The 21,223-nt window shown below is 61.1% G+C and carries 20 protein-coding genes and 1 tRNA gene; 6 read left to right on the top strand and 15 right to left on the bottom strand.

Features of this window, described 5'->3' with window-relative positions:
- Positions 1 to 2: 2 nt before the first annotated feature.
- The 7 genes from nqrM to BJN45_RS06575 are packed head-to-tail and all read right to left on the bottom strand — an operon-like array spanning position 3 to position 6,092.
- Positions 3 to 212 (bottom strand): (Na+)-NQR maturation NqrM, encoded by a 210-nt coding sequence (nqrM, locus tag BJN45_RS06605; protein WP_076093279.1) that lies wholly within the window; start codon positions 210 to 212, stop codon positions 3 to 5.
- A 26-nt stretch (positions 213 to 238) separates the two neighbouring features.
- Positions 239 to 1,465 carry an NADH:ubiquinone reductase (Na(+)-transporting) subunit F gene (gene nqrF / locus BJN45_RS06600; RefSeq protein WP_076093277.1) on the bottom strand — a complete coding sequence of 409 codons (1,227 nt, stop codon included), beginning with the start codon at positions 1,463 to 1,465 and terminating at the stop codon, positions 239 to 241.
- 10 nt (positions 1,466 to 1,475) lie between these two features.
- Complete coding sequence (nqrE, locus tag BJN45_RS06595) at positions 1,476 to 2,084, bottom strand: NADH:ubiquinone reductase (Na(+)-transporting) subunit E (RefSeq protein ID WP_076093274.1); 609 nt, start codon at positions 2,082 to 2,084, stop codon at positions 1,476 to 1,478.
- A gap of 1 nt (position 2,085) precedes the next feature.
- Positions 2,086 to 2,757 carry an NADH:ubiquinone reductase (Na(+)-transporting) subunit D gene (locus BJN45_RS06590; protein ID WP_076093272.1) on the bottom strand — a complete coding sequence of 224 codons (672 nt, stop codon included), beginning with the start codon at positions 2,755 to 2,757 and terminating at the stop codon, positions 2,086 to 2,088.
- A gap of 2 nt (positions 2,758 to 2,759) precedes the next feature.
- Positions 2,760 to 3,545, bottom strand: coding sequence for a Na(+)-translocating NADH-quinone reductase subunit C (locus tag BJN45_RS06585; protein WP_076093270.1), 786 nt, complete (start codon positions 3,543 to 3,545; stop codon positions 2,760 to 2,762).
- Positions 3,535 to 4,749: an NADH:ubiquinone reductase (Na(+)-transporting) subunit B gene (locus tag BJN45_RS06580; protein WP_076093268.1), complete on the bottom strand. Its 1,215-nt coding sequence runs from the start codon at positions 4,747 to 4,749 to the stop codon at positions 3,535 to 3,537. The genes BJN45_RS06585 and BJN45_RS06580 overlap by 11 nt, the downstream gene beginning before the upstream one ends.
- Before the next feature lie 2 nt (positions 4,750 to 4,751).
- Positions 4,752 to 6,092 carry a Na(+)-translocating NADH-quinone reductase subunit A gene (locus BJN45_RS06575; RefSeq protein WP_076093266.1) on the bottom strand — a complete coding sequence of 447 codons (1,341 nt, stop codon included), beginning with the start codon at positions 6,090 to 6,092 and terminating at the stop codon, positions 4,752 to 4,754.
- Between the two features lie 800 nt (positions 6,093 to 6,892).
- Here BJN45_RS06575 and BJN45_RS06570 point away from each other — a divergent pair.
- The 4 genes from BJN45_RS06570 to BJN45_RS06555 all read left to right on the top strand — a co-directional run bounded on the left by BJN45_RS06570 (position 6,893) and on the right by BJN45_RS06555 (position 11,263).
- Positions 6,893 to 8,017 (top strand): patatin-like phospholipase family protein, encoded by a 1,125-nt coding sequence (locus BJN45_RS06570; RefSeq protein WP_076093264.1) that lies wholly within the window; start codon positions 6,893 to 6,895, stop codon positions 8,015 to 8,017.
- Positions 8,010 to 9,056 carry a cyclic GMP-AMP synthase DncV-like nucleotidyltransferase gene (locus BJN45_RS06565; RefSeq protein WP_076093262.1) on the top strand — a complete coding sequence of 349 codons (1,047 nt, stop codon included), beginning with the start codon at positions 8,010 to 8,012 and terminating at the stop codon, positions 9,054 to 9,056. The genes BJN45_RS06570 and BJN45_RS06565 overlap by 8 nt, the downstream gene beginning before the upstream one ends.
- Positions 9,057 to 10,751: a ThiF family adenylyltransferase gene (locus BJN45_RS06560; protein ID WP_076093260.1), complete on the top strand. Its 1,695-nt coding sequence runs from the start codon at positions 9,057 to 9,059 to the stop codon at positions 10,749 to 10,751.
- Between the two features lie 92 nt (positions 10,752 to 10,843).
- Complete coding sequence (locus tag BJN45_RS06555; RefSeq protein ID WP_170873042.1) at positions 10,844 to 11,263, top strand: Mov34/MPN/PAD-1 family protein; 420 nt, start codon at positions 10,844 to 10,846, stop codon at positions 11,261 to 11,263.
- Between the two features lie 271 nt (positions 11,264 to 11,534).
- Here BJN45_RS06555 and BJN45_RS06550 read toward each other — a convergent pair whose 3' ends face one another.
- From BJN45_RS06550 to BJN45_RS06530, 5 genes are all read right to left on the bottom strand, one after another.
- Positions 11,535 to 11,930 (bottom strand): group I intron-associated PD-(D/E)XK endonuclease, encoded by a 396-nt coding sequence (locus BJN45_RS06550; protein WP_076093255.1) that lies wholly within the window; start codon positions 11,928 to 11,930, stop codon positions 11,535 to 11,537.
- A 419-nt stretch (positions 11,931 to 12,349) separates the two neighbouring features.
- Positions 12,350 to 12,928 (bottom strand): nucleotidyltransferase family protein, encoded by a 579-nt coding sequence (locus BJN45_RS06545; protein WP_076093253.1) that lies wholly within the window; start codon positions 12,926 to 12,928, stop codon positions 12,350 to 12,352.
- On the bottom strand, positions 12,925 to 13,920 hold the full coding sequence (locus BJN45_RS06540) for an XdhC family protein (RefSeq protein ID WP_076093251.1): 996 nt from the start codon (positions 13,918 to 13,920) through the stop codon (positions 12,925 to 12,927). The genes BJN45_RS06545 and BJN45_RS06540 overlap by 4 nt, the downstream gene beginning before the upstream one ends.
- A gap of 1 nt (position 13,921) precedes the next feature.
- Positions 13,922 to 16,114 (bottom strand): xanthine dehydrogenase family protein molybdopterin-binding subunit, encoded by a 2,193-nt coding sequence (locus BJN45_RS06535; protein WP_076093250.1) that lies wholly within the window; start codon positions 16,112 to 16,114, stop codon positions 13,922 to 13,924.
- A gap of 11 nt (positions 16,115 to 16,125) precedes the next feature.
- The gene (locus BJN45_RS06530; protein ID WP_076093248.1) at positions 16,126 to 16,584 is read right to left on the bottom strand and encodes a (2Fe-2S)-binding protein; all 459 of its coding nucleotides are present in this window, start codon (positions 16,582 to 16,584) and stop codon (positions 16,126 to 16,128) included.
- A 177-nt stretch (positions 16,585 to 16,761) separates the two neighbouring features.
- Between BJN45_RS06530 and BJN45_RS06525 the strand changes: the two genes are divergently transcribed.
- On the top strand, positions 16,762 to 17,712 hold the full coding sequence (locus BJN45_RS06525) for an AraC family transcriptional regulator (protein WP_076093246.1): 951 nt from the start codon (positions 16,762 to 16,764) through the stop codon (positions 17,710 to 17,712).
- A 55-nt stretch (positions 17,713 to 17,767) separates the two neighbouring features.
- On the opposite strand, the gene BJN45_RS06520 is transcribed toward BJN45_RS06525, so the two are convergent.
- The 3 genes from BJN45_RS06520 to BJN45_RS06510 form a co-directional block, all read right to left on the bottom strand.
- Positions 17,768 to 17,860, bottom strand: a tRNA-Ser gene (locus BJN45_RS06520).
- 56 nt (positions 17,861 to 17,916) lie between these two features.
- The gene (locus BJN45_RS06515; protein ID WP_076093244.1) at positions 17,917 to 19,137 is read right to left on the bottom strand and encodes an aspartate kinase; all 1,221 of its coding nucleotides are present in this window, start codon (positions 19,135 to 19,137) and stop codon (positions 17,917 to 17,919) included.
- An 85-nt stretch (positions 19,138 to 19,222) separates the two neighbouring features.
- On the bottom strand, positions 19,223 to 20,149 hold the full coding sequence (locus BJN45_RS06510) for a histone deacetylase family protein (RefSeq protein WP_076093242.1): 927 nt from the start codon (positions 20,147 to 20,149) through the stop codon (positions 19,223 to 19,225).
- Between the two features lie 123 nt (positions 20,150 to 20,272).
- Between BJN45_RS06510 and BJN45_RS06505 the strand changes: the two genes are divergently transcribed.
- The gene (locus tag BJN45_RS06505; RefSeq protein ID WP_170873041.1) at positions 20,273 to 21,220 is read left to right on the top strand and encodes an AAA family ATPase; all 948 of its coding nucleotides are present in this window, start codon (positions 20,273 to 20,275) and stop codon (positions 21,218 to 21,220) included.
- The last annotated feature ends 3 nt before the right edge of the window (positions 21,221 to 21,223 follow it).

The following is a 21,223-nucleotide window of genomic DNA, read 5'->3' as shown; positions in this document are numbered from 1 at the left end:
GCCTATTCCTTTTTTTCTTCAGCTTCTGCCTGCGCCTTCATGCGCGCCAGACGCTTTTCACAGGGGTCCTTGCAGCCGGCGGCGCACTCGACGTCGATTGCCTTGTAGCCGCCGCAACTGCCGGCGATCGGCTTGCGTCCGAAGAGCACGCCAACCGCCATCAGCAGGACCAGCAGGACGATGGCCCCGAAGGTGACCAGAAACATTTCCATGGTGGTCCCTTTCTACCTTTCCTGTTTTAACCGCCGAAGTCGTCGAGCATGATGTTCTCGCGCTCGACACCCAGATCCAGCAACATCTTGATCACGGCCGAGTTCATCATCGGTGGTCCGCACATGTAGAACTCGCAATCCTCGGGCGCCGGATGGTCCTTCAGATAGTTGTCGTACAGCACGTTGTGGATGAAGCCCTTGTAGCCGGTCCAGTTGTCTTCCGGCAACGGATCGGACAGCGCCAGGTGCCACTTGAAGTTCGGGTTCTCGGCAGCCAGCTTGTCGAATTCCTCGACATAGAAGGCCTCGCGCATTGAGCGCGCGCCGTACCAGAAGGTGATCTTGCGCTGCGACTTCAGGCGCTTGAGCAGGTCGAAGATATGCGAACGCATCGGCGCCATGCCGGCACCGCCACCGACGAAGACCATCTCGTTATCCGTATCGCGGGCGAAAAACTCGCCAAACGGACCGTAGACCGTAACTTTATCGCCCGGTTTCAGGTTGAACACGAAGGAGGACATCTTGCCCGGCGGGATATCGTCGCGATTCGGCGGTGGCGAAGCCACGCGGATGTTGAACTTGACGACGCCCTTTTCATCCGGGTAGTTGGCCATCGAGTAGGCGCGGATCACCGGCTCATCGACCTTGGAGACAAAGCGCCACATGTTGAACTTGTCCCAGTCGCCGCGGTATTCCTCCTGGATGTCGAAATCCGAATACTTGGCAACGTGCGGCGGGCACTCCAGCTGGACGTAACCGCCAGCGCGGAAGTCGACGCTCTCACCTTCCGGCAGACGCAAGGTCAGTTCCTTGATGAAGGTGGCTACGTTCGGGTTGGACTCGACCGTACATTCCCACTTCTTGACGCCGAAGACCTCTTCCGGCACTTCGATCTTCATGCTCTGCTTGACCGGGGTCTGGCAGGACAGGCGCCAGCCTTCCTTGGCTTCGCGCTTGGTGAAGTGCGACTCTTCGGTCGGCAGCATTTCGCCGCCACCATCGTGCACCTGGCACTTGCACTGGGCGCAGGTACCGCCGCCGCCGCAGGCCGACGACAGGAAGATGTTGTTGGCTGCCAGCGTCTGCAGCAGCTTGCCGCCGGCCGGCACGGTGATCGTGCGCTCGCCGTTGATCTCGATATCGACATCGCCGCTGGATACCAGCTTGGCGCGGGCGGCGATGATGAAGACCGCCAACGCCAGCACGATGCCGGTGAACATGCCGATGGCGAGCAGGATTTCCTGAATGTTCATCCCCGCCCCCTTAGAGTTGAATGCCCGAGAAGGACATGAAGCCCAGCGACATCAAGCCGATGGTGATGAAGGTGATGCCCAGGCCCTGCAGGCCGTCCGGCACGTCGCTGTACTTCAGCTTCTCGCGGATACCTGCCAACAGTGCAATCGCCAGCGCCCAGGAGGCACCGGAACCGAAACCGTAGACCACACTTTCCGAGAAGTTGTAGTCACGTTCGACCATGAACAGCGAACCGGCCATGATCACGCAGTTGACGGTGATCAGCGGCAGGAAGATGCCGAGCGCGTTGTACAAACTGGGCACGTACTTGTCGAGCAGCATTTCGAGGATCTGCACGATCGCCGCAATGACGCCGATATAGGTGAGCAGACCGAGGAAGGACAGATCGACATCCGGCATGCCGGCCCACGCCAGCGCGCCTTCGCGCAACAGGTAGGTGTAGGCCAGGTTGTTGGCCGGTACGGTGATGACCTGGACGACGACAACCGCGATGCCGAGACCGATGGCGGTTTCAACCTTCTTCGAGATGGCGATGAACGAACACATGCCGAGGAAGAAGGAGAGCGCCATGTTCTCGATGAACACGGTACGGACTAACAGACTGAGTAAGTGTTCCATATCAGTAGGCCTCCCTGTCACTGACCTGCGGGGCCATGCGGAAAGTTGCGGGTTCGACCTGGCTCTTCTTCCAGCTGCGCAGCGCCCAGATGAACAGGCCGATCAGGAAGAAGGCGGACGGCGGCAGCAACAGCAGGCCGTTCGGCAGATACCAGCCACCATCCTTGATCAGCGGCAGGATTTCGACGCCCAGCAGCTTGCCGGCACCGAACAGCTCGCGAATGATACCGAGTGCGATCAGCATCGCGCTGTAACCCAGACCATTGCCGATCCCGTCCCAGAACGACAGCATCGGCGGGTTCTGCATGGCGAAGGCTTCCGCCCGGCCCATGACAATGCAGTTGGTGATGATCAAACCGACGAACACCGACAGCTGCTTGGCCAGGCTGAAGGCGAAGGCACGCAGCAACTGGTCAACCACGATGACCAGCGAGGCGATGATGACCATCTGCACGATCATCCGGATCGAACCGGGAATCTGTGCCCGGATCAGCGAGATGAACAGGTTGGAGAAGGCCGTCACCAGCGTCAGCGCGATAGCCATGACCAGTGCCGTCTTCAGGTTCGAGGTAACCGCCAGCGCCGAGCAGATACCGAGGATCTGCAGCGCAATCGGGTTGTTGTTGAAGACCGGATTGAACAGGACTTCTTTTACAGTAGGTTGTTGTGCCATGCTCAAGCCCCCTGCTGACGCAGCTTGGCGAGGTAAGGACCGAAGCCCTGCTCGCCGAGCCAGAATTGCAACAAACGATCGACGCCGTTACTGGTCAGCGTGGCGCCGGCCAGTGCATCGACCTGGTGACCAGCATCCGGACTGGCTGGATCGACACCACCCTTGACGATCTTGACGATCGGCTTGCCGGCGTCGTCAAACAGCGTCTTGCCCGGCCACAGGCTCTTCCATTTCGGATTGTCGACCTCGCCGCCAAGCCCCGGGGTTTCAGCATGCTGATAGAAACCGAGACCAACGACGGTATTGAAATCCGGCTTGATGGCAAGGAAGCCGTGCAGCGTGGACCACAGGCCATAGCCGCGGATCGGCAGGATCAGCGATTCCATCTTGCCGTCCTGCTCGACCATGTAGACCGTCGTGAATTGCTCACGCCGCTTGATCAGCGCCAGATCCTCGGCCCCCGCCAGGGCGGCGGACTGCTTCGGGTCCTTTGACGCTTTCAGCGGATCGAAAGTCACCGGATCGAGACTGGTGTTGTACTCCCCGGTCTTCAGATCGATGACATGCGCCTTGATGCGGCTGTTGAACAGTTCCTTGACCTGGGCCGACGAAAGGTCGTCGCCGAGGCCGGCGATGGCGAGAATGCTGCGCTGCTTGTCGAGCAGGCGGTTTTCAACCTGCACCGGCTTCAACGCAACCGCCGAGCCGGCAACGAAAACCGATGCCACCAGGCTGACGGTCAACGCCACCAGCAGCGTGCGTGCCGTGGATTCTTTCTTACTGGACATGGCGTGCTGCCCTCCGCTTGATGTTGGCCGCAACCACAAAGTGGTCGATCAAGGGGGCACAGAGGTTGGCGAACAGGATCGCCAGCATCATGCCCTCGGGGAATGCCGGATTGACGACGCGGATCAGCACCACCATGACGCCGATCAGTGCCCCGAAAATCCACTTGCCGGTATTAGTCATCGAGGCCGACACCGGATCGGTCGCCATGAAGATCATGCCGAAGGCGAAACCGCCAACCACCAGGTGCCAGTACCAGGGCATCGCGAACATCGGATTGGTCGTCGAGCCGACGCTGTTGAGCAGCATGCTCATGGCGACCATGCCCAGCATGACGCCGGTAACGATGCGCCACGAGGCAATCTTCATCAACAACAGCACCGCACCACCGATGAAGATGGCCAGCGTGCTGGTTTCACCGATCGAACCCTGGATGTTGCCAAGGAAGGCATCCCACCAGGTGATGCCGCCGGCTGCGATGAACTCGATGCCACCCGCCGCCGCCAGACCCAGCGGCGTCGCGCCGGTGAAGCCATCGACTGCGGTCCACACGGCGTCGCCGGAGATTTGCGCCGGGTAGGCAAAGAACAGAAAAGCCCGGCCGGTCAGCGCCGGATTCAGGAAGTTCTTGCCAGTACCACCGAAGACTTCCTTGCCGATGACGACGCCGAAGCTGATGCCCAGTGCCACCTGCCACAGCGGAATCGACGGCGGCAGCGTCAGCGCGAACAGCACCGAAGTGACGAAAAAGCCTTCGTTGACCTCATGCTTGCGGATAGCGGCGAACAGCACTTCCCAGAAACCGCCGACGATGAAGGTCACCGCGTAGATCGGCAGGAAGTAGGCCGCGCCATGCACCAGGTTGTCCCAGTGAGAGGTCGGATCGAAACCGGCAAACATGGCGATCAGCGCCAGTCGCCAGTTGTCCTGGGCAGCCAGCAGATCCGGGCTGCCGGCGAATACCGTATTGGCCTGAAAACCGACGTTCCACATACCGGCAAACATCACCGGGAAGGTGCACAGCCAGACGGTGATCATCATCCGTTTCAGATCGAGGCCGTCACGCACGTGGGCGGTCGTCTTGGTCACGCTGGCCGGCTTGTACAGGCCGGTATCGACAGCTTCGTACAGAGCGTAGAACTTCTCGTACTTGCCGCCTTTATGAAAATGATGCTCGATGCTATCGAGCCAGGAGCGCAGACCCATGCTCAACCCTCCTTCTCGATGCGCGTGAGGTTGTCACGCAGAATGGGACCGTATTCGTACTTGCCGGCACAGACGTAGCTGCACAGCGCCAGATCCTCTTCGTCGAGTTCGAGACAACCCAGCTTCTGGGCCATGTCGGTATCGCCAACGATCAGGTAGCGCAGCAACTGCGTCGGCAGGATGTCGAGCGGCATGATTTCTTCGTAATTGCCGATCGGCACCATCGCCCGCGGGCTGCCGTTGGTGCTGGTGGTGAAGTTGAACAACTTGCCGGGGTTCAACTTGGAGATGTAGAGATTCATCACCGAATGCTTTTCCACGCCAGCGCGCAGGTAATGCAGCATCTCGCGCTCGGTGCCCTCCTCCAGGCACGACACCTGCTGGTGGTAACGCCCCAGCCAGGCGCAGGCGCCACGGGCCGAGCGGCCGCCGAAGAGTGAACCGGAAATGACGCGAACCGGCTTGCCGACCTTGAGTTGACCAGCTGTCAGCTCGTCGAGGTTGGCCCCCAGACGCGTACGGACAAGGCGCGGCTTGTCGACCATAGGGCCCGCCAGCGCGACGACGCGCTCGACCGACAAGCGGCCGGTGACGAACAGCTTGCCGATGGCGATTACGTCCTGGTAACCGACCTGCCACACCGTCTTGTGCGCATTGACCGGATCGAGGAAATGAATGTGGGTACCCGGCAGACCGGCCGGATGCGGGCCGACAAACTGCTCGACCTGCACATTGTTCAGGCCACTGCCCGGCACCTTGGCATTTTCACCAACGCAGACAAAAACCTTGGCCAGACGGGCCAGCACACGCAGGCCGCGGGTGAAATCCTCGGCAGCTTCGGCGATGACCACGGCGGGGTCGGCAGCCAGCGGATGCGTATCGATGGCAGTCACGAAAATCGACGCTGGCGTCGCGTCGACCGCAGGAACCTTGCTGAACGGACGCGTGCGCAATGCCGTCCACAAACCCGATTGCTGCAGATTCCCGCGCACCTGTTCGCCCGTCAGCGCATCAAGCTGACCATCGGAATAGGCAGCAAACTCGACGGCATCATCGCCATCCAGATCGATCACCACCGATTGCAGCACCCGCTGCTCGCCACGATGGATGGCGCTGACAACGCCAGCGCCCGGCGCCGTGAAATGTACGCCAGGCGTTTTCTTGTCGGAAAACAGCACCTGACCCAACTTGACCCGATCACCCGCCTGAACGGCCATCGTCGGCTTCATACCATGGTAGTCGAAGCCGATGACAGCCACGCTGCGTACCGGCCTGGCGGCCTCGATACGCTGCTCAGGCGCCCCGGTGATGGGCAAGTCCAGACCGCGTTTAATTCTGATCATTCGCTTAGCCCGAAGAGAAGTTCAACAATACAAAGGGGTTCCTGTCGACACACAGCCTCCGCAGACCGCACACCAACCCGCCCTTGCCGCCAAATCTTTGCAGAATTGTACAAAGCCATGGATTCTAGCCGAGTGAAAACCTAATGGAAACCGACAAGCCGACAAAACCGGAGTCAACCACGAAAAAACCGGCCCGAACCCGGGCCAACGGCAAGTGATAGCAATAAAAGCGCCAGGAAAATTGGCGCTACAAATCAGTCACATGGAAAAATTTGTCGTGTCGGTTGTCGGACACAGGGCGAAGGATGAGGCCGTTCATGCTTCGCTAGGTTGATCTCGGTATCTTGGTTGGTTCTGGCGGGGAGGGGTTGGGCTGAACAAACGACGATCTTTGGGCTGGCAGTTCGGCTTGGGCCAGGCCTGCGTGGATCGGGTTGGCGCTATTGGGCTGTTGTTCGGCCAATCCGGCCGTTGTAGCTTCCTCCCACTTCGGGCAGTAATGCGTCGGTTACCTGCCAGTCGGCCATGAGTCGCAGTGAATTGCGGCTTCCCGATCTCATGAACCCACTCTTCTGACCCATAGCGGCTTTGCGAATGTCAGAAGTGCCGCGCCAGGAAGAGAGGTTTAACCCAATTCTGGCTATAAAACTGGCAAGCGGAGTCGGCCTGACTCGGTGCAATGAAACGCCTAGGTGCTTCAACGAGGACCGAGTGTATGCACGCGGGGAAAAACCTTACACTACGCATATAAAATAACTGACAAATCCCATATGAATAATTCATATCTATGGATAAGCTAAATGACTGAAGTAAGCAAACCCTTCAGGGTGTTGTGCTTGGACGGTGGCGGAATGCGCGGGGTCTACCAGGCTGCATATCTAGCGACCTATGCCGCTCGCGTGGCCAAGGCCGATCACCCGGGGGAAACTACGCTCGATATCGGCAGTGCTTTCGATTTGATCGTTGGCACCAGTACGGGCGGCATCGTGGCTTGCGCGCTCGCCAAAGGTATTCCCCTTCAAGACGTGCAAAATTTGTACTTGGAGTACGGCGGCAAAATCTTCCCCCACCAGTGGGCGAGAGCTCTGCCGATCATTGGTAACTACGTAATCCGGGGTCTCGGTATTGGTCTGCGATGCGGTGAAATCGCGTTACGGGAGGCGCTAGAGGCTAAGTTAGGGAAAAGCACCATCGCCGAGGTCTACGAAAAGCGTGGCATCGCGCTGGCAATCCCGACGATCGACATCAACCGGCACTCAGCTGTCGTCTTCAAAACCAAGCATCTCCGCAGGCTTAATGGCCGCGACGACCTGCGCACGCTGGTGGATGTGTGTATGGCCACTACCGCAGCGCCTATTCTGCGTTCGATGGCGAAGCTGGCTGAGCCTGGCGGTGACGGTGCTACAACTGCAACCTACGTCGACGGCGGTTTGTGGGCCAACAACCCAGGTCTAATCGGGATGATGGAGGCGGTCGAAATTCTTCATGACCTGGAAGAGCAGCGCCCTATCCAGCTATTCATGCTGGGTACGCTGCCCGCGCAGGGAGGAGAGGAAATCTCTGATCGAGCTCGTTATCGAGCAGCCCCTGGCTGGAAGTTCGGTTTGAAGGCTATTGAGGCCGGAATGAACGCTCAGGCCATCGGGTACGGTTACCTAACCAATAAGGTTGCTGAATTACGCCACGACGGAAGTTTTGCTTATCGCCTGCCTGCTCAGTGTCCATCAAAAGCGCTGCAGGAGTATCTGTCTAACATGGACGACGCTCGGCCCAAATTGCTGAATGCGCTCGCACGACAAGCGATCTCTGACGTTGACTACGCATGGGCAAGCCAAGCGCAGAACCCTCACATGAAGGCCTTCCGGGCCGCGCTATCTGAATCCCAGCCTCACTCACCTACAAATAAGGAAGAGAAGCATGACTGACATCAACTGTGACGCCGACATGACTGGCTACCATCGAGACGAGGTCACCCTGGCGCTTAGCCAGCAGAAGGACATGCGCGGTCGAAGGAACAATGGCCGGGACCGTCTGCGCAAAGGCCTCGACACCGCAGGCAAGCCGCAGCCACGCGAGGTGCACTCTCAGGGCTCGTACCAGATGCGCACCATGGTGCAGGACCCTGACAACGACTACGACATCGATGACGGCGCCTATTTCTGGTCCGAGGACCTGAAGGACGACGACGGTGTGGAGTTGACCCCGCTGGAGGCTCGGCAGCGTGTGTGCGACGCCTTGAAGTGGGACGGCCGCTTCAAACAGGAAGCCGAGGTCAAGAACAACTGCGTTCGCCAAGCTTATGCTGCGGGCTATCACATCGATGTGCCGGTCTACCGCATCGTGACGGAGAAGGACTGGGCTGGAAACGATGTCGAGAAGTACGAGTTGGCCAGCGGTAACTCGTGGCTCATTTCAGATGCACGTGCCGTCACGAAGTGGTTCAACGACCAAGTGGGCGAGCTCAACTCCGGTCAAGCCGACGGCAGCCAGATGCGGCGCATCACCAAACTGACAAAGAAGTTTGCCCGGCGCGCGGATTGGAAGGCGAACACGACCAGTGGGATCACTATCTCGAAACTCGTCATCGACCATTTCGTGGCCAACGCGGGCCGCGACGACAAGGCGTTGCGTCAGACCTGGCAGATGATCCACTCGGCCCTGACCTGGTCAACCCAGGTTGCTCATCCGGTTGTGACGAAGAATCTTGCGGAGCAAGGCGATGCCCAAGTCACGTACTTCCGGGACTGCTTAAAGGCGGCGCTGGACACCCTCAAGGTACTCGACCGCGACGACTGCACGCGCGCGATAGCCCGTGAAGCCTGGGATAGCGTGTTCGACACGAAATTTTTCTCCAACCGGCCTGATCCTGATACCGCCAACAAGGGGTCCAGTCTAGGCTCTGTCATGACTGTCACATCGGTTGAGACCGCGCGTCGCGAGGACGGCGGCGGGCGTTTCGGCTGAATGGTGTCTGCAGAAGATATCGCCACCATCGAAGTCGAGCTGGACCTGTGGTGTCCAGGTCAATGGCGGCGGCTCACCTTAGAGGAGATGCAACCTCACCCTCTGCCGCTGTTCCACATAGGTTGGCGTATCAAGCTCGCAGAGGGGGTTGTCCGCCCACCGGGGGTGAGCCACTTTCTGCTTGTCGTCGATGGGACGTTTCCGAATTCCCAGCCCAGGGTGCTGGCGCCCGACATGGGCAGCGACTATCGTTGGCCCCACGTCGAGCCCAAGGGGCTCTTGTGTCTGCGGCCTACGTCCATCGTCGCGCCCGTTGGTGATCGTGTCCGCGCTAACCTCGACGATGCGCTGGAGCTACTCAACTGGCCAGACGACAAGTGCGTGGCCGAGTTCGAGCGCGAGTTTGGCTCGTATTGGGCTCAACAAGCCATTGCGCCGGATGGGAAGCTACGACTGCTGAGCCTAGTGAAGCCGGGTGGTAAGCCGCGTCAGCTAGCCTTCCATCTAGACACGAAGCTGGGTCGAATCTTGGTAGCCGACACTAAGGTGGAGGTCAAGGACTGGCTGAGGAATATCGGTGCCCAGGCCAGTGACCAGAATATTCTGCCCGCACTTCTTCTGAGACTGCCTCGTCCATGGCAGCCCAGCGGTTTCCCGCAGACCGTCGGGGATGCCATCCGCGGCATCCCCGAGGAAGCGTTGCGCACGACCTTGCTGCCCGATCGCAAGTCCCTGTTCCTTTTCGAGGCCGAAACACCTACCGGCCCAGTCTTCGCGGCGGCTCTCGCCAGCGGCGCCAAGAGCTCCAAGATCAAGAACGGGTTTCGCAGTTGGGCGCAGGTGCCCTTGGACCACATCAAGCGAGCCATGGCACAACAGCGTGTCGAGCGAGTCGTGGTTAGTCGTGTCGATGCACCATGGATTCACGGCCGTGGTCATTCGCCTGAACAAGCCGATCTGCAAGCCCGCAGCGTTGCGATTGTGGGTTGCGGCGCCGTGGGTTGCGAAATCGCTGAGTTGCTAGCCAAGGCGGGCGTTGGTGAACTAACGCTGATCGATAGCGACAACTTTCTCTCCGCCAACGGTGGTCGTCACCTGCTGGGTCTCAGCTACCTGGGTTGGAACAAAGCCAAGGGTGTGGCCACCGAGTTGCAGCGCCGATTACCTCACCTGAAGATCGGCGCGATCCACCGCAACAAGTTTGAGCGTCTTACAGCGTCGGAACTCGAGAAGCTCGCCGGTGCTGACATGATCGTGACCGCAGGCCTCGACATCGAAGGCGAAGCGGCGGTGAATGCCTGGCGCCAGACCTTGGACCGTCCTCCTGCTTACCTTAGTACTTGGGTCGAGGCGTACGCCATCGTTGGGCATGCCGTGCTGCTTTACGGCAAGGATAATCTGATGTCGGCCTTTGAAGCTGAACGCCCGGGGTTTCGATTGACCGATTGGCCGTCCGGCGCCGGCGAGGTCATCATCGAGGCCGGTTGCGGCAACGTATTCCAGCCTCATGGCGCGGCAGATCTCCAACCAACCATCGCCGTGGCGACAAAGCTTGCTCTGGATGCGCTGCTCGGGCGTATTCCTGCGTCTTGCAGGCGTGTATGGTTTGGAGACCGAGATGCCGTGGCGGCACTAGGTGGCGTCGCCAGAGACGGCTTCACCGAAGTAAACACCATGCGGCAGATACCCTGGTGACCTTGCATTGTCCAAATGGCGGTGGTGCGCATTGCCTAGTCGGCCGGCTAGAATCAGTTGTCCAGCAGGTGCTGATAAGCGCCGACGCCCTGATGCATATGTATCGCTACCGGCAGTGCTCGCCTTGGGCAAAGGAAGCCGGCGGCCAACTGTTCGGAACCATCAGTGCTGAACAGATTCTAGTTACTGCCGCGACTGGACCATATGCCCGTGACGAAAGGTCGCGCTACCGCTATCGATCCGACCCCGCCGCCGCCCAGCATGCCATTCTTGCTCAGGCTGAGTCTGGTCTGCTCTACCTCGGAGAATGGCACACACATGCCGAAGATCACCCCGATGCCTCGGGCTTAGACGGTGAAGCCATGCACCAGCTCCTCGCCAAGTCCCAACTGAACAGCAACGCGCTCCTAATGCTGATTGTCGGAAGGATGCTCACGGTCGATAGCCTTGGACTGTGGAGCGTGACGGCCGAGCGCGTGGATCAATGGCATCTGGAATACATCATCACTTAACCCTTGAGGCCACCTGTTCGGAGCGACTTCGATAGCAGTTGGTGATTTGTTCCCACACTGCCTCCTTGATATTTGTCGGTGAGACCGTTCCGACGAGTTTGCGAAACTTGAATTACCGGAGTGACGTTGTCGTCATTGAGCAATCCGGCCTGCGACACGGAACGATTGGAGACTATTTGCCTTGCCCTAGCGTGTGAGAACGGCAACAAACTCACATAAGCCGCCCGAGCGTTCCCGCATGCCCAAGGTCGGCTTTGGCCGAAATCCGGCCTCATATCCGCTTGAACGCTTTGAGAAAATTTGACGGGTGCTTGCTGAACCGAATGTGGTCCGGCGAATTCAACGGGCGATTCGTTTCAGTGAATGCAGGGGTTATGTAACCCCAATCTCCAAGAGTTGAGAAATAGACGACATAGTCAATTTTTGCCCCCTGCCACTTGTTCTCGACTCGGATCGATTCGTCTTTGCTCTGAATACTCTTGACCTGTATCCGGTAGAAGCTGTCATCGTCCGCCACTACAAGATCGGTTTTTTTGCCGTGATCAATCACTGGGATCAGAACTTCCCAACCATCGCTTAGAAGCCAAGCGGATAAGAGTTGCTCATACGACAACTGTTTGTGAGCGGCCAACGTGGTTTGTTTAAGGACTGCGTTTCTTACAGGCATGACATTACCTTTTCAGGTTATGCCGTACGACAGCCGGATTGGGGCTTCCTGTATACGGACCGAGGCGGTATACCACCGACCTCCCGATAAGCATCACCGCACTGCAATAGTCAGTAGAAGAGTAGCAAAGGCTGCCAACCTTGCAGTTCGGGCAGATACCCACTTCCTGCATAAATGCCACCTTGGCCCATAGCGGACCGTGATGCGACTGTAGCTAGATTATCTGCCTCGGCACGTAGCTGTCAATGGAACTCTAATCTACAGCGAGAGCAGCAAATGACTGGTGGTAACGGCTTAGCAGCCATTGCTCAGCTGGGACGCCAATGTCCGCTTCGGCCGATGAATTATCCGTCAACTGCACGCAGTCAAACCGCCCTACCCTGCTATCTCACCCAAGCAGGCGCAAGCCAAATCCATGGCTAGCCTTCCGCCACAAGGATCTGAGACGCTTGATCAACATCCCATAGCACACCCGGATCATCCACCGGACAGCAGCGCACCGCCCCCCGGTGCGCGTCAAGAATCGTCTTGCCGCCCTGGTCGCCGGTCAAGGCCAGCAGTTCGGGCAGGTGGATGGCACTGAAGCCGACCGGGTGGCCCATTTTTTCCTGGTGGACGGGCCTGGCCAGGCTGGCGCCTTCGTGCAGTGCCACGATGATGGCCTGGTAACTGGCGGGTTCGATGTACGGCATGTCGGCCAGCGCGACCAGCCAGCCGTCGGCATCGGCGCTGGCGGCGATGCCGCGGCTCAGGCTGTGGCCCATACCCTGCAGCGCGTCGTTGCAGATGACGGTTTCCAGGCCTTCCTGCGCGAGCAGGCTGGCCAGCGCCGTGTCGTCGGGGCGGATGACGACGATGGTGCGGCGACAGGCCCGGGCCAGTCGCCGCGCCGATGCGAGCACCATCGGCGTTCCGTCGGCGAGCGGGTGCAGGCGCTTGTCGGCGCCGAAGCGCCGGCTGCTGCCTGCCGCCAGCAAAATGCCGACAATCTGCTTCATGTGGTCTGGCAGGCGTACGGATCGGCGATTGTTGCGGTCGACGGCAAATTCTGACCATTTTTCACCGCCGTCATTTCGGCCAGGATCGAGACGGCGATTTCCGGCGGCGTGCGGCTGCCGATGGGCAGGCCGACCGGGCCGTGCAGGCGTTCGACCTCGGCTTGCGAGAGATCGAAATACTGCAGCAGGCGCTCGCGGCGCTTGCTGTTGTTGGTCCGGGAGCCGAGGGCGCCAACATAGAAGGCCGGCGACTTGAGCGCTTCCAGCAGGGCCATGTCGTCAAGCTTGGGGTCATGGGTCAGGGCGACGACGGCGCTGCGCGGGTCGAGGCCGAGTTCGGTGACGGCATCGTCCGGCATGGCAGCGATGCGTTCGCTACCCGGCACATCCCAGCCGTCGGCGTATTCACTGCGCGGATCGCAGATGTAGACGCGATAGCCCAGCGCCTGCGCCATGCTCGCCAGGTAGCGCGAGATCTGGCCGGCGCCGATGATCAGCAGGCGCCAGGCCGGGCCGTGCAAGGTGACCAGCGTTTCGCCGTCCCATTGCAGGCTGTCGCCGGCGCAGCCGCCTTCAATGCTGACGATGCCGGAGGCCAGCGCCACCCGCCGCCGGGCCAGCTGGCCGGTGGCGATGCGCTGTGCCAGTTGTTCGAGCAAGGCGGCGTCCGGGGCCGGTTCAAGTACCAGTTCCAGCGTGCCGCCACACGGGAGGCCGAAGCGGTGCGCTTCGTCGGCCGTGACGCCGTACCGCAACAGGCGTGGCGCGTTGCCAGTGAATTCTCCAGCGGCGGCGCGAAGGATCAGGTCGTCCTCGATGCAGCCGCCGGAGACCGAGCCCTGCACCTGGCCGTCGTCGCGCAGGATCATCCAGGCGCCCGGCGGCCGGGGGGCGGACCCCCAGGTGCAGGCGACGGTGATCAGCGCGAAACGGTGTCCGGCCGCCGCCCAGCGTCGGGCGGCGTCGAGAACCTGCGTATCCAGGTTGTCCATGTCAGGCCACCAGCTCAGCGGTGTTGAACGGCATCCGGTGCAGGAACTTGCCGGTGGCGGCGGCGATGGCATTGGCCACGGCCGGTGCCAGCGGCGGCACGCCGGGTTCGCCGATGCCGGTTGGCGCGGCACCCGACGGCACGATGTGCACTTCGACCACCGGCATTTCATCGATGCGGATCGGGGCATAGCCATCGAAGTTACCCTGCTCGACCTGCCCTGCCTTGAGCGTGATTTCGCCGTGCAAGGCGGCGGACAGCGCGAAGCCGACGCCCCCTTCAACCTGCGAGCGGATGTTGTCCGGGTTGATCGCCGTGCCGCAATCCACCGCGCAAATGATGCGGTCGACCTTGATTGAACCGTCTTTTTTGACCGTGACTTCGGCCACCTGCGCAACAAACGAACTGAAGGATTCATGCACCGCCACACCCCGGCCGCGCCGTTCGCCGGCGGTTGCCTTGAGCGGCGTTCCCCAGTTGGCCTTGTCGGCCGCCAGTTTGAGCACGCCGGCGTGCTTCGGGTGCCCGGTCAGCAGTTCGAGGCGCAGGGCGACCGGGTCCTTGCCCATCGCCGCCGCTACTTCGTCGAGGAAAACCTCGGTCGAGTAGGCCGTGTGCGATGAACCGACCGAGCGCCACCAGAGCACCGGCACGCCGATGTCGGTCGGCGTATGCAGATCGACCAGCAGGTTGGGAATGGCGTACGGCAGATTGGACGCACCTTCGACGGAAACATGATCGATGCCGTCCTTGACCAGCATTGCTTCGAACGGCGAGCCGGTGATGATCGACTGCCCGACCAGCCGGTGACGCCAGCCGACCAGCTGGCCGCTGCCGTCGAGCGCCGCTTCCAGCGCGTGGTGGAACATGGGCCGGTAATAGCCGCCGCGCATGTCGTCCTCGCGCAGCCAGACCAGCTTCACCGGAGCCTTGCCGTTGATCGCCTTGACGATGTGCGCCGCCTCCAGCACGTAATCCGACTGCGTACAGGCCCGGCGCCCGAAGCTGCCGCCGGCGTAGAGCATGTTGAGTTTGACCTGTTCCGGCTTGAGGCCGAACAGCGCGGCGACCCGGCCCTGGTCAACGGTCTGGAACTGCTCGCCGTTCCACACCTCACAGCCATCGGCCTTGAGGTGCACGACGCAGTTCATCGGCTCCATCGCGGCATGGGCGAGGTAGGGAAAATCGAAAGAAGCGCTGACCACCTTGGCGGCGCCGGCAAAGGTTTTTGCCGTGTCGCCAGTCTGCTTGGCGACCAGCCCGGGCTTCTTGGCCATTTCCTTGTACTTGGCCAGGATTTCATCGCTGCCCAGCTTGAAGGCCTTGCTGTCGTCCCAAGTCACCGACAGCGCATCGCGCCCTTTCTTGGCGCTCCAGGTGTCAGTAGCCAGCACGGCAACGCCCTGCGGAATCTGCACGACATCGACGACACCCTTGATCGCCTTCGCCTTGCTCGCGTCGAAGGACTTCACCGTGGCGCCGAATTGCGGCGGATGGGCAACGACGGCAACCAGCATGCCGGGCAGGAAAACGTCCTGCGTGAATTGCGCCGTGCCGTTGGTCTTGGCTGCGCTGTCCTTGCGTTTGGCCTGCTTGCCGATCAGGCGGAAATCCTTCGGGTCTTTCAGCTTGACCTCGGTCGGCACGGTTTCATTGGCGGCATCGAGCGCCAGTTCGCCAAAACTCGCCTTGCGGCCGCTGCCGGCATGGCTGACGATGCCATCGCGCACGACGATCTCCGCCGCGCCAACCTGCCAGCGCCTGGCGGCGGCCGACACCAGCATCGCCCGCCCGCTGGCCCCGGCCTTGCGCATCTGCTCCCAGGAATTGGCCATCGCCGTGCTGCCGCCGGTGCCCTGCGCCGGCCCCCAGAAAGTGTTGTTGTAGCGTTTGGCATCGGCCGCAGCGCCTTCGACGCGAACCTGCGCCCAGTCGGCATCGAGTTCGTCGGCCAGAATGGTCGCCAGACCGGTGTAAGTGCCCTGCCCCATTTCGAGGTGCTTGGACATGACGGTCACGCTGTTGTCGGTGCCGATTTGCAAAAACGCGTTGATTTCGGCGTTGACCGCAGCAGCGGCGCCCAGCTTGCCAGCGGCGGCGGTAGCGACGGCCGGCAGGCAAAAGCCCAGCGTCAGGCCGGCGCTGCCTTGCAGGAAACGGCGGCGGCTGAGGTTTTCAATGATGATTTCGCTCATGATTTATCTCCTCAGGCCAAAGCCTTGGCGGCTTCGTGAATGGCAGCGCGGATGCGCACGTAGGTGGCGCAGCGGCACAGGTTGCCCGCCATGGCGTTGTCGATATCGGCATCGCTCGGTTTGCGGTTCTGGGTAAGCAAGGCGACGGCGCTCATGATCTGGCCGGACTGGCAGTAGCCGCACTGGACGACATCGAGTTTGCGCCAGGCTTCCTGGACGACCTTGCCGACGCGCTCGCCATCGACCGCCTCGATGGTCGTAATCCTGCGCCCCACCACATCCGAAACCGGCGTCGAACAGGCGCGCACCGGTTCGCCATCGACATGCACGGTACAGGCGCCGCACAGCCCCTGACCGCAGCCGTATTTGGTGCCGGTCATCTGCAGGCTGTCGCGCAGCACCCACAGCAGCGGGGTATCGGGCGCGACATCGACGTGTTGCGCCTTGCCATTAATCGTCAGTTGGATCATCTGCAAGCTCCTCGTAAAAGCAGAACAGCGGCAAACCCGATTGCGCTGTTGATGCGAGTAGTGTGGTTGAGAGCGCGCGGCTGCCGATAACCCAATCGTGCAGACTTATTGCCTGATCCTCCAGAAACGACATCCCGCCTCTCGTCGGACCCGGCCAAAACCGCTACGCTGTCGGCCATGGATACTGCCGCTCTGACCTCACCTCGACCGAATGATTCCAGCGCCATGGACAATGCCACGCTGAGCCGCCAGCGCGACGAAATCGCCGCGATACTTCACCGCCATTGCCAGGATGACGGGACGGTCGAGACGGCGATCCCCGGCCTGCTGCTGTTTCGTGGTTCGCGTACGGACGTCCCGACCTGCGCCATCATGGCCTCGGTTTTTGCGCTGATGGTCCAAGGGGCCAAGCGGATCACCGTCGGCGACGAGACCTACGATTACGACGCCCGTCATTGCCTGATTTCGTCAGTCGATCTGCCGATGTTCTCGCGCATCACCCGGGCCTCGGCCAGCGAACCCTATCTGGGCCTTGGGCTGCTGCTCGATCCGCTGAAGATCAGCGAACTGGCTGCAGCCATCCCGCAAAACAGGCTGCCGGGGAACGTTGACCGTGGCATTGCCGTCGGCATGCTCAGTGCCGAAATTCAGGGCGCCGCGCTGCGCCTCGCCCGCCTGCTCGATGCGCCGGCCGACATCCCGGTGCTGGCGCCGATTTTCGAGCGTGAACTGCTCTACCGCCTGCTCACCAGCGCGCTCGGCTCCCGCCTGCGCCAGGCCGCCGCCAGCGGCAGCCACAGCCACCAGATCGTCCGCGCCATCGACTGGCTGAAGAGCAACCTCGACCAGCCGATCAGCATCGACCGCCTGGCCAGCCTGTCGAACATGAGCAAATCGTCGCTGCACCACCATTTCAAGGCACTGACCGCGATGACGCCACTGCAGTATCAGAAGCAGATGCGCCTGCACGAGGCACGCCGGCTGATGCTGGCCACCGACACCGATGCGGCATCCGCCGCGCATCACGTCGGCTACGAAAGCCCATCACAGTTCAATCGGGAATATCGCCGCATGTTCGGCACACCGCCGGGCCGGGACATTGCCCAGCTGCGCCACTCGCCGCCATGACAAAAAAATAAAGCCCTTATCGCAGGATAAGGGCTTTATCAATCGTCGTATTGCTTGGCGGACACGCAGGGATTCGAACCCTGGATCCAGGTTTTGCCCGGATGCACCCTTAGCAGGGGTGTGCCTTCGACCACTCGGCCACGTGTCCTTGCCTGCTACAACGAGGCGCGGATGATATAGCCTCCGCGCCCTTTGGTCAAACTTTTACTGGTCGAGACCGAAGGTGCGGTGCAGGACGCGGACGGCCAGCTCCAGGTACTTCTCGTCGAGGACGACGGAAATCTTGATTTCGGAAGTCGAGATCATCTGGATGTTGATGCCTTCGTCGGCCAGCGCCTTGAACATCTTCGAGGCAACGCCCGGGTGCGAGCGCATGCCGACACCGACGGCAGAGACCTTGCAGATCTTGTTGTCGCCGGTGACTTCACGGGCGCCGAGCTTCTGCTTGACGCCTTCCAGGATGCCCTGGGCCTTGGCGAATTCGCCGCGGTTGACGGTGAAGGAGAAATCGGTGGTGCCGTCGTGGCCGACGTTCTGGATGATCATGTCGACGTCGATGTTGGCATCGGCGATGGCGCCCAGGATCTGGTAGGCGATGCCCGGGGTGTCCGGAACGCCGAGCATGGTCAGCTTGGCTTCGTCGCGATTGAAGGCGATACCGGAAATGATCGGTTGTTCCATGTTCTTGTCTTCCTCAACAGTGATCAGCGTGCCTTCCCCTTCGTCCTGGAAGCTGGACAGCACGCGCAGTTTGACCTTGTACTTGCCGGCGAATTCGACCGAGCGGATCTGCAGCACCTTGGAGCCGAGGCTGGCCATTTCCAGCATCTCTTCGAAGGTGATGGTATCGAGCTTCTTGGCTTCGGGCACGACGCGCGGGTCGGTCGTATAGACGCCATCGACATCGGTGTAGATCTGGCACTCGTCGGCCTTCAGCGCCGCCGCCAGGGCAACGCCCGAGGTGTCGGAGCCGCCGCGACCAAGCGTGGTGATGTTGCCGTCGGCATCAACGCCCTGGAAACCGGCAACGATGACGACCTTGCCGGCATCGAGATCGCGACGAATGTTCTCTTCGTCGATCGACAGGATGCGCGCCTTGGTGAAGGTGCTGTCGGTCAGGACCTTGACCTGGGCGCCGGTGTAGCTCTTGGCATCGACGCCGATGGCCTTCAGGCCCATGGCCAGCAGGCCGGTGGTGACCTGTTCGCCGGTACACACCACCGCGTCGAGTTCGCGCGGGTCCGGTGTGGCCTGCATTTCCTTGGCCAGTGCGATCAGCTTGTTGGTTTCGCCGCTCATCGCCGAGACGACGACGACGACCTGATGCCCCTGCGCCCTGAAACGGGCAACGCGACGGGCAACATTCTTGATGCGCTCGGGATTGGCGACCGAGGTGCCGCCATACTTCTGAACAATCAACGCCATGGATTTATCCGTAAAAACGTTGGAAACATGAAAAAAGAGGGCTGGATTTTACCCCAGCCCGGCCTTTTTCCAAAGGAAGCGGCCATCAGAGATCGGCCAGCACCCGCAGGTGCGCGCCGACGCTGCGCGCCAGCGAGGTCATCACGTAACCACCTTCGAGCATGGAGACGATGCGCTTGTCGCACATTTCCGCCGCCAGTTTCTTCAGATGATCGGTACACCACGCGAAATCCTTCTCGAGCAGCTTGAGGCCACCCATGTCGTCTTCGTAGTGACCGTCGAAACCAGCCGAGATGAGGATCATCTGCGGCTTGAATTCCTTGAGGCGCGGCGTCCATACCTGCAGCACCGCGTCGCGGAACTCTTCGCCACCGCTGCCGGCAGCCAGCGGCACGTTGCACATGTTGGCGGCCGGCTTGTCGGCACCGGAGTACGGGTAGAACGGGTGCTGGAAAATGCTGCACATCAGCACCTGCTCGTCGCCGGCAAAGCAGTCTTCGGTGCCGTTGCCGTGATGCACGTCGAAATCGATGATGGCGACGCGCTCCAGACCGTGCACCTTGAGCGCATGGCGGGCGGCGACACCGATATTGTTGAAGAAGCAGAAGCCCATCGGGTTGGCCTTTTCGGCGTGGTGACCGGGCGGGCGAACGGCGCAGAAGGCATTCTCGGATTCGCCGCTCATTACCAGGTCGACCGCCAGGCAACCGGCACCGGCGGCACGCAGGGCAGCCTGCCAGGTGTGCGGGTTCATCGCCGTATCGGGGTCGAGATGGACAACCCCGAGTTCCGGCGAGGCGCGCTTGATGCGTTCAAGGTGCGATGCCGGATGCACGCGCATCAACTGTTCGAAGGTCGCCAGCGGTGCGTCGTAATAAACGAAATAAGCGTCGATACCCTGGGCGATCAGGTGATCGTTGATGGCGGTCAGACGTTGCGGGCATTCGGGGTGATGCGTACCCATGTCATGCAACTGGCAGTCGCGATGGGTGATGAAGGCAGTGGTCGTCACTTGTTCTCTCTCTGCGATGCGGCGCACTGGATGGCGCTCGTCGAAGAATCATTATCGTCTTATTTCCCGAGGCGCTTCAAGCATTAGAATGCGTCAGAACTGCCTCCCCGAACGGAAAGCTGCATGACCAACACAAAAACACATCAAACGGGCAGTCGACCGCATGCCTTCATGCCGGTGCTCGACGCTGCCAACCGGATCATCCTCGGCAAGGAAACCGAGGTCAGGCTGGCCGCCGCCTGCCTGCTCGCCGGCGGCCACCTGCTGATCGAGGACCTGCCCGGCCTGGGCAAGACAACGCTGGCGCATACCCTGGCACGCCTGCTCGGCCTGCAGTTCGCGCGCATCCAGTTCACCGCCGACCTGCTGCCCGCCGACATAACCGGCGTCTCGATCTTCGATCGCGAGCAGGGCAGCTTCCGCTTCGTTCCCGGGCCGGTGTTCTCGCAACTGGTGCTGGCCGATGAAATCAACCGGGCCACGCCGAAGACCCAGAGCGCCCTGCTCGAAGCCATGGAAGAAGGCCAGGTGACCAGCGAAGGCGAAACGCGCGCCCTGCCCCACCCGTTCTTCGTCATCGCCACGCAGAATCCGGCACACCAGATCGGCACCTTTCCCTTGCCCGAATCGCAGCTCGACCGCTTCCTGATGCGCATCGAACTGGGCTATCCCGGCCGCGACGCCGAACGCGCGCTGCTGGCTTCCGGTGGCCGGCGCCAGGCAGTCGAACAACTGGCCAGCCTGCTGCCCCCCGAGCAGTTGCCGCAACTGCAGGCGGAGATTGCCAACCTGCATGTGGCGCCGGCGCTGATCGACTACATCCAGGCACTGGTCGCCGCCAGCCGCCACAGCCCGAGCTTCCGCCACGGCCTGTCGCCGCGAGCCGGGCTGGCCCTGCTGGCCGCTGCCCGGGCCTGGGCCTGGCTGGCCGGACGCGACATGGTGCTGCCCGACGATGTGCAGGCGGTGTTTCCGTCGGTCGCCCGCCATCGCCTGCATTCCGCGCAGGGTGGCGGCCTTGCCGGCACCAGCGACATCGACGCCCTGATCAGCAGCGTCGCCATTCCCTGAACG

The organism is Azonexus hydrophilus (assembly GCF_001956855.1).
Classification (GTDB): Bacteria; Pseudomonadota; Gammaproteobacteria; order Burkholderiales; family Rhodocyclaceae; genus Azonexus; species Azonexus hydrophilus_A.
This window is presented reverse-complemented; position numbering and strand designations above follow the sequence as displayed.

Excerpts from the sequence above, each read along its gene's own strand:
- nqrM (WP_076093279.1), bottom strand. The coding sequence starts at position 212 with ATGGAAATGTTTCTGGTCACCTTCGGGGCCATCGTCCTGCTGGTCCTG.
- nqrF (WP_076093277.1), bottom strand. The coding sequence starts at position 1,465 with ATGAACATTCAGGAAATCCTGCTCGCCATCGGCATGTTCACCGGCATC.
- nqrE (WP_076093274.1), bottom strand. The coding sequence starts at position 2,084 with ATGGAACACTTACTCAGTCTGTTAGTCCGTACCGTGTTCATCGAGAAC.
- BJN45_RS06590 (WP_076093272.1), bottom strand. The coding sequence starts at position 2,757 with ATGGCACAACAACCTACTGTAAAAGAAGTCCTGTTCAATCCGGTCTTC.
- BJN45_RS06585 (WP_076093270.1), bottom strand. The coding sequence starts at position 3,545 with ATGTCCAGTAAGAAAGAATCCACGGCACGCACGCTGCTGGTGGCGTTG.
- BJN45_RS06580 (WP_076093268.1), bottom strand. The coding sequence starts at position 4,749 with ATGGGTCTGCGCTCCTGGCTCGATAGCATCGAGCATCATTTTCATAAA.
- BJN45_RS06575 (WP_076093266.1), bottom strand. The coding sequence starts at position 6,092 with ATGATCAGAATTAAACGCGGTCTGGACTTGCCCATCACCGGGGCGCCT.
- BJN45_RS06570 (WP_076093264.1), top strand. The coding sequence starts at position 6,893 with ATGACTGAAGTAAGCAAACCCTTCAGGGTGTTGTGCTTGGACGGTGGC.
- BJN45_RS06565 (WP_076093262.1), top strand. The coding sequence starts at position 8,010 with ATGACTGACATCAACTGTGACGCCGACATGACTGGCTACCATCGAGAC.
- BJN45_RS06560 (WP_076093260.1), top strand. The coding sequence starts at position 9,057 with ATGGTGTCTGCAGAAGATATCGCCACCATCGAAGTCGAGCTGGACCTG.
- BJN45_RS06555 (WP_170873042.1), top strand. The coding sequence starts at position 10,844 with ATGCATATGTATCGCTACCGGCAGTGCTCGCCTTGGGCAAAGGAAGCC.
- BJN45_RS06550 (WP_076093255.1), bottom strand. The coding sequence starts at position 11,930 with ATGCCTGTAAGAAACGCAGTCCTTAAACAAACCACGTTGGCCGCTCAC.
- BJN45_RS06545 (WP_076093253.1), bottom strand. The coding sequence starts at position 12,928 with ATGAAGCAGATTGTCGGCATTTTGCTGGCGGCAGGCAGCAGCCGGCGC.
- BJN45_RS06540 (WP_076093251.1), bottom strand. The coding sequence starts at position 13,920 with ATGGACAACCTGGATACGCAGGTTCTCGACGCCGCCCGACGCTGGGCG.
- BJN45_RS06535 (WP_076093250.1), bottom strand. The coding sequence starts at position 16,114 with ATGAGCGAAATCATCATTGAAAACCTCAGCCGCCGCCGTTTCCTGCAA.
- BJN45_RS06530 (WP_076093248.1), bottom strand. The coding sequence starts at position 16,584 with ATGATCCAACTGACGATTAATGGCAAGGCGCAACACGTCGATGTCGCG.
- BJN45_RS06525 (WP_076093246.1), top strand. The coding sequence starts at position 16,762 with ATGGATACTGCCGCTCTGACCTCACCTCGACCGAATGATTCCAGCGCC.
- BJN45_RS06515 (WP_076093244.1), bottom strand. The coding sequence starts at position 19,137 with ATGGCGTTGATTGTTCAGAAGTATGGCGGCACCTCGGTCGCCAATCCC.
- BJN45_RS06505 (WP_170873041.1), top strand. The coding sequence starts at position 20,273 with ATGACCAACACAAAAACACATCAAACGGGCAGTCGACCGCATGCCTTC.